Source organism: Patulibacter medicamentivorans, assembly GCF_000240225.1.
Lineage (GTDB): Bacteria > Actinomycetota > Thermoleophilia > Solirubrobacterales > Solirubrobacteraceae > Patulibacter > Patulibacter medicamentivorans.
Genome location: NZ_AGUD01000119.1, coordinates 1 through 6,683 on the forward strand (window position 1 = coordinate 1; position 6,683 = coordinate 6,683).

Genomic DNA, 6,683 nt, shown 5'->3' on the forward strand with positions numbered 1-6,683 from the left:
CCGGTCGCGCTGGGCGCGGCGCCGCGCCCGTGGCCGGAGCGCGACGTCGCCGCGGTTGCCTACGCCGCCGACCCGGCGAAGAAGGGCCTCGACCGGATCCTCGCCGCGTGGGCCCTGGCCCGGCGCGAGGGCGAGGAGCTGGTCGTCTGCGGCGCCCCTCGCGGCGCGCTGGCGCGGGCGCCGGCCGGGGTCCGCGACGCCGGCATGCTCGACCGGGCCGCGTTCGAGCAGCTGCTGCGACGGTCGCGGACGCTGATCTGCGCGCCGCGGCGCGAGGACCACGGGCTCGTCCAGCTCGAGGCGCTGGCGGCGGGCTGCCGGGTGGTGACCACCACGGCGCCCGGCGCCTACGTCGCGCTGACCCTGCTGCGGGCGATCGATCCGGCGCTGGTGGTCGACCGGCCCGACGACGCCCCGGCGCTGGCGGCCGCGGTCCGGGCGGCGCTCGACGCGCCGCGCGCCGGGGGCGCCGACGACGCCCGGCGCGCGCGAGGGCTGCTGGCGGCGCGGTTCGGCCCGGACGCCGTAGACCGGGTCGTCCGCGACGAGCTGCTGCCGGCCCTGCTGGGCTGACGGCGACGCGGGCGTACCGCGACGCCGAGCCGCGGGCCAACCTCTAGCGTGTACTGCTTCATGGCGACGGTCGCCAACGTTCCGTGGTTGGTGATCCCGACCTACAACGAGGCCGAGAACCTCGAGCGCGTCGTCGGGCTGTCCCGCGAGGTGCTCGGCGAGGCATGCCCGGACGGCTACCGGATCCTGGTCGTCGACGACCGCTCACCGGACGGGACCGGCGCGATCGCCGACCGGCTGTCGGCGGCTCACCCGGACCAGGTCGAGGTGCTCCACCGCGACGCGCCGCAGGGCCTGGGGCCGGCCTACCTGGCGGGGTTCGGGGTCGCGCTGGCCGCCGGCGCCAGCCACGTGATGGAGATGGACGCCGACCTGTCGCACGACCCGCGCGACCTGGCGAAGCTGCTGGCCGCGGTCCGCGGCGGGGCCGACCTGGCGCTCGGCTCGCGCTACGTGCCCGGCGGCGGGGTCGCCGAGTGGGGGCTGCTGCGGCGGTTCATCTCGCGCGGGGGGTCGTGGTACGCCCGCCGCACCCTCGGCTTGAGGATCCGCGACCTGACCGGCGGCTTCAAGTGCTTCCGGGCCGACGTCCTGCGCACGATCGAGCTGTCGACCGTCCGCTCGCGCGGCTACGCGTTCCAGGTCGAGCTGACCTGGCGGACGGTGCTCGCCGGCTTCGAGGTCGTCGAGGTTCCGATCGTCTTCCGCGACCGGACCGCCGGCGAGTCGAAGATGCACTTCGGGATCGCCCGCGAGGCGGCCGTGCTGGTCCCGGCGCTGCGACGGTCGGGCTGGCGTCCGCCGACCGCGACGCTGGCGTCCGCCGAGGGCGATGGCGACGAGCGGCCGGTCCGCGGCGCCGCGACCTCGGGCGCCGGTCGCCCCGGCGAGTAGCGCGGCCACCGCGGGCCGCCGACGGGGTAGCCTGCGTCCCCCGGAACCGTGGCACTTGGCCCGGGGCACTTCATTTTGTATAGTGGTGGTCACGGCATCGTCCGATTCGATGTCGGCAGTGCCTTCCACGCACGTCGCTAGGAGCAGCAATGGCGGGTTCCGTCCCCGAGGTCACCGACACCAACTTCCAGGCCGAGGTCATCGAGCACGACCAGGCGACGCTGGTCGACTTCTGGGCCCCCTGGTGCGGGCCGTGCCGCGCGGTCAGCCCGGTGCTCGAGGAGATCGACGGCGAGCGCGAGGACGTGCGCGTCGTGAAGCTCAACACCGACGACAACCAGCAGACGGCGGCCAAGTACGGGATCATGTCGATCCCGACGATGATCGTCTTCAAGAACGGTCAGGCCGTCGGCCAGATCGTCGGCGCGATGCCGAAGCCGCGGCTCAACGCCGAGATCGACCGCATCCTCGCCTAGGACTCCCGCGGGCCTGCACGGCCCGCGCCCCGGCGGCTCCCCACCGCCGCCGACCGAGCACGACGGGCCGCAGCAGCGCTGCGGCCCGTCGTCGTCTTCGGGATCAGGCCCGCGCGACGCCGACCCGCAGCAGCAGGTCCTCGATCTCGGCGTCGTGGGAGCCGTGCGACGTGGGCCCGATCGGGCCGTACTCGAGCGCCTCGGTCAGGGTCTCGCCGGTGACGTAGGGCTGGTGCGCGCGGGCGGCGGCCAGCAGCTCCTCGTCGCCGTCGAGCGTCAGGTGGATGCGGTCGGTGATCTCGAGCCCGGCGCCCTTGCGCGCCGCCTGGATCGCGTGCACGACCTCGCGGGCCAGGCCCTCGCGGCGCAGGTCGTCGTCGATCGCCAGCTCCAGCGCCACCGCGTGGCTGCCGTCGCGCTCCAGCTGGTAGCCCGCCAGCGGCTCCATCCGCAGGATCAGGTCGTCCTCGGTCAGCTCGTGCTCGTGGCCGTCGACGTTGATCCCGACGCTGCCGCCGGCGCGGACGGTCGCCGCCGCGTGGGCGGCGTCGAGGCCCTCGATCGCGGCGGCCGCCTGCGGCATCGCCTTGCCGAACCGGCGGCCGAGCGTGCGGTAGTTCGGCTTGATCTCGTAGGAGCCCAGCTCGTCGGCGTCGTCGACGAACCGCAGCTGGTGGACGTTGAGCTCGTCGCGGACGATCTCGCCGAGCCGCTCGATCGCCTCGCGCTCGCGGTCGGCGGCGACCACGACCGCCTCGTGCAGCGGCTGGCGGACCTTGAGCTTCGACTGGCCGCGGGCGCCGAGGCCCAGCTGGACGGTCTCGCGGGCGATCTCCATCGCCCGCTCCAGCTCCTCGTCGCGCGGGGCGAGCGCGTCGTCGCGGCCGTCGGCGTCGGCCGGGTGGGCGGGATCGCGCACCACCGGCCAGTCGGTCACGTGGACCGAGGGCTCGCTGCCGTCGAGGTTGTCGTACAGCTCGTCGGCGACGAACGGGGTGAACGGCGCCAGCAGCTTGGCGACCGTCACCAGGCACTCGCGGAGGGTGGCGAGGGCGGCCGGATCGCCGTCCCAGAACCGCCGCCGCGAGCGGCGCACGTACCAGTTGGAGAGGTCGTCGACGAAGGCCGCGATCGCCCGTCCGGCGAACGTCGCGTCGAAGGCCTCCAGCCGCTGGCCGACCTCCTGGACGGTCGCGGCCAGCCGCGAGCGGATCCAGCGGTCCATCAGCGCGCCGGGCGCCTCGGGGTCGGGGTCGCCGGCGGTCGCGGGCGCCGCGCCATCGGTCCCGGCCGCGGCGTTCTCGTACATCACGAGGAACCCGTAGGTGTTCCAGAGCGTGCGCAGGAACAGCCGCACCCCCTCGCCGATCGCCTCGGTCGAGAAGCGGTAGCCGTCCCACGGCTGCTTGCTGGTGAAGAAGTACCAGCGGAAGGCGTCGGCGCCGTAGCGATCGATGACGTCCCACGGCACCACGATGTTGCCGCGCGACTTGCTCATCTTCTGACCCTCGGCGTCGAGGATCAGGCCCAGGCAGACGACGTCCTCGTAGGGCGGATGGGGATCCCGCCCGTCGCCGGCGGTCAGGTGCTCGGCGGCGGTCAGGGCGGTCGCCCGCACGGTCCCGTCGAGCGGCGCGCCGGCCGCGGCCGGCTGCTGCAGCAGGACCGAGATCGCCATCAGCGAGTAGAACCAGCCGCGCGTCTGGTCCTGCGCCTCGCAGATGTAGTCGGCCGGCCAGCGGCCCTGCTCGCGGGTCGCCTCCAGCGACTGGCCGTGCTGCGCGAACGGCATCGAGCCCGAGTCGAACCAGACGTCGATCACCTCGGGGACGCGCCGCATCGTGCCGCCGTCGCAGCCCGGCTGGGCGCAGGCGAACGTGATGTCGTCGACGTACGGGCGGTGCGGGTCCGACAGCTCCCGCCCGCTCAGCCGCTCCAGCTCGGCGAACGAGCCGATGCAGTGCAGGTGCTCGCAGCCCTCGCCGTCGCAGCGCCACACGGGCAGCGGGGTCCCCCAGTAGCGCTCGCGCGAGAGCGCCCAGTCGACGTTGCCCTCGAGCCACTTGCCGAAGCGACCGTCCTTGACGTGCTCGGGGTGCCAGGTGACCTGCTCGTTGGCCGCCACCAGCTGGTCGCGGATCTTCGAGGTGGCGATGTACCAGGACGGCTTGGCGTAGTAGAGCAGCGCCGTGCCGCAGCGCCAGCAGTGCGGGTAGGAGTGCTCGTAGTCGCGGGCCAGCCAGAGCGCGCCCGACGCCCGCAGGTCCTCGACCAGGTCGCGGTCGGCGTCCTTGACCTGACGGCCGGCGTAGCCGCTGATCCGCTCGTCGTAGCTGCCGTCGAGCTTGACCGGGTTGACCACGGTCAGCCCCGCCTCGAGCCCGAGCGCGTAGTCGTCGGCGCCGAACGCGACGGCGGTGTGGACGATCCCGGTGCCGTCGTCGGCGGTGACGAAGCCGGCCTCGAGCACGGTGTTGCCGCGCGGGCCCCACTCCTCCGGGGCGATGAACGAGAACGGCGGCGCGTAGCGGGCGCCGGCCAGCTGGGCCCCCGTCAGCGTCTCGAGGATCTCGACCGTGGTCCCGTTCGGGACGGGCGTGCCGTCGCCGCCGGTCTTCGTGGTCGGCACCACGCGGTCCAGCAGCGCGGCCGCGAGCACCACGACCTCGCCGCCGTCGACCGGGGCCGAGCCCCGCTCGCCGTCGCGCGGGCGGCCGCCGACGCGGGCGCGGACGTACTCCAGGTCGGGGTGGACGGCGAGCGCCGCGTTCGACGGCAGCGTCCAGGGCGTCGTCGTCCACGCCAGCAGCGCGTCGCCCGGCTGCAGCGCCGAGTCCCCGGCGTCGAGCACCGGGAACCGCACGAAGGCCGAGACGTCGACGTCGTCCTGGTAGCCCTGGGCGACCTCGTGGCTGGAGAGCGCGGTGCCGCAGCGCGGGCAGTAGGGGACCACGCGGTGGCCCTCGTAGAGCAGGTCGCGGTCGGCGATCGCGCGGATCGCGCCCCAGACCTGCTCGATGAACGAGTCGTCGAGCGTCCGGTAGGCGTCGTCGAGGTCGACCCAGTAGCCGATCCGCTCGGTCAGGCGGCTCCAGTCCTCCAGGTACTCGAAGACCGAGTCGCGGCAGCGCTGGTTGAACTCGGCGATCCCGTAGGCCTCGATCTCCGCCTTCGACTGCAGGCCGAGGTCCCGCTCGACGGCGATCTCGACCGGCAGCCCGTGGCAGTCCCAGCCGCCCTTGCGCTCGACCAGCCGGCCGCGCATCGTCTGGAACCGCGGGTAGATGTCCTTGAACGCCCGCGCCAGGACGTGGTGGCTGCCGGGTCGGCCGTTGGCCGTCGGCGGGCCCTCGTAGAAGACCCACGGCTCGGCGCCCTCGCGCCGCCGCAGCGACTCGCGGAAGACGTCGCGCTCCCGCCACCGCTCCAGGATCGCCTCCTCCAGCGCGGGGAACGACTGGTTCGGATCGACGGGGCGGCGTGACATGGACGACGGATTCTAGGAATCGCCGGTCGCCGGCGACGCTCGGCGGTCCCGGCCCGCGCGCCGGGGCCCGGCGATCGGCGATGATGCGCGCGTGCCCGAGCGCCCGAACCCGGCCGCCCCGCGCCTGATCGCGCTGCTCGCGGCGGCCGCGCTGGTCGTCGTGCTGCTCCTCGACTGGCAGTCGGCCTTCGGCGTCGGCCGGTCGGGCTGGAGCGGCGCCGGCTGGTTCGCCGGGGCGGCGGCGCTGGTGGTCGTCGCCTGGGAGCTGACGCGGCGGATCGGGCTGGTGGTCGACGAGCGCGGGCCGGACCTGTTCGGTGCCGCGGCGGCGCTGGGGACGGCGGTCGCGGTGCTGGTGAAGTTCCTCGGCGACGCTCACGAGCGGGCGACCGCGGCCTGGATCGGGCTGGCGCTGGCGGCGGTGCTGGCGCTCGCCGCCGTGGCGATCGCGCTGCGGCCGGGACCGGCCGGAGGACGTCGGGACGGCGGATCCGACGCCGATCGGCGCCCCCGGAGCGGCGACCGCCCGGGCCGGCGGAAGGCGCCTCCGCTTCGCACCCGTCGCTGACCGCCGTGGTCGGCGGCGCCAGGACCGAAACGTCCAACCGCCGGGAACTGCGGTTGTCAGCGACCGACGGTAGGCGGATGATGCGCCCGATCCCGGTACCAGACCGGGGCACGACGAACGGAGCCCCACCGTGACCACCCAAGCCGACCTCCAGGCCCTGCCAACCCCGCGCAAGCTCGCGCTCGGGGCAGCGGCGCTGTTGATCGTCAACAGCTTCCTGCCCTGGTACCACGTCTCGATCGGCGGCTTCTCGGCCAGCCAGAGCGGCTGGCACCAGTTCGGCGCGATCGCCTGGATCGTCGTGATCGGCTACGTCGTCTGGGAGGCCGCCCGGATCGCGAAGTTCGCGCCGAACGAGGAGCGCCAGGCCGATCTGATCAGCGCCGGCGTCGGTGGCGCGGGCCTGCTGCTGGGCGTGATCTTCCTGATCCAGCGGATCAGCGACGGCAGCCTCGGCTTCGCGTTCTTCCTCGGGCTGGTGCTGCTGGCCGTGTTCGGCTACGCCCTCTTCCAGCAGTTCAACGCCGCCGGGGGCCAGGAGGCGCTGAAGGCCGCGCAGGAGCAGGCCGCCGCCCGCCGGGCCGCGTCCAAGGACGACCAGCAGCCGCCCGCGCCGGGCGCCTGATCGCCAGCGCGGTCCGCTCCTGCCGGGGCGGGCCGCGGCGCCGGGCGCGCGGCCGGGGTG

At 74.5% G+C, this 6,683-nt stretch carries 6 protein-coding genes; 5 read left to right on the forward strand and 1 reads right to left on the reverse strand.

What is annotated here, in order from left to right; all coding sequences use genetic code 11:
* From PAI11_RS09515 to trxA, 3 genes are all read left to right on the forward strand, one after another.
* On the forward strand, window positions 1-573 hold a 573-nt coding region (locus PAI11_RS09515), incomplete at its 5' end, for a glycosyltransferase (RefSeq protein WP_040599520.1).
* A 60-nt stretch (window positions 574-633) separates the two neighbouring features.
* Window positions 634-1,467, forward strand: coding sequence for a polyprenol monophosphomannose synthase (locus tag PAI11_RS09520; protein WP_007573630.1), 834 nt, complete (start codon window positions 634-636; stop codon window positions 1,465-1,467).
* 149 nt (window positions 1,468-1,616) lie between these two features.
* Window positions 1,617-1,943 carry a thioredoxin gene (gene trxA / locus PAI11_RS09525; RefSeq protein WP_007573633.1) on the forward strand — a complete coding sequence of 109 codons (327 nt, stop codon included), beginning with the start codon at window positions 1,617-1,619 and terminating at the stop codon, window positions 1,941-1,943.
* Window positions 1,944-2,046: 103 nt separating this feature from the next.
* Here trxA and ileS read toward each other — a convergent pair whose 3' ends face one another.
* Window positions 2,047-5,430, reverse strand: a complete 3,384-nt coding sequence (gene ileS / locus PAI11_RS09530) for an isoleucine--tRNA ligase (protein ID WP_007573635.1) — start codon at window positions 5,428-5,430, stop codon at window positions 2,047-2,049.
* Window positions 5,431-5,521: 91 nt separating this feature from the next.
* On the opposite strand from ileS, the gene PAI11_RS09535 reads away from it, so the two are divergent.
* Together PAI11_RS09535 and PAI11_RS09540 are read left to right on the forward strand one after the other, a co-directional pair.
* Window positions 5,522-5,998, forward strand: a complete 477-nt coding sequence (locus PAI11_RS09535) for a hypothetical protein (RefSeq protein ID WP_007573636.1) — start codon at window positions 5,522-5,524, stop codon at window positions 5,996-5,998.
* 130 nt (window positions 5,999-6,128) lie between these two features.
* A complete protein-coding gene (locus tag PAI11_RS09540; RefSeq protein WP_007573639.1) occupies window positions 6,129-6,623 on the forward strand; it encodes a hypothetical protein in 495 nt (164 codons plus the stop codon).
* Window positions 6,624-6,683: the final 60 nt, after the last annotated feature.

Excerpts from the sequence above, each read along its gene's own strand:
- PAI11_RS09520 (WP_007573630.1), top strand. The coding sequence starts at position 634 with ATGGCGACGGTCGCCAACGTTCCGTGGTTGGTGATCCCGACCTACAAC.
- trxA (WP_007573633.1), top strand. The coding sequence starts at position 1,617 with ATGGCGGGTTCCGTCCCCGAGGTCACCGACACCAACTTCCAGGCCGAG.
- ileS (WP_007573635.1), bottom strand. The coding sequence starts at position 5,430 with ATGTCACGCCGCCCCGTCGATCCGAACCAGTCGTTCCCCGCGCTGGAG.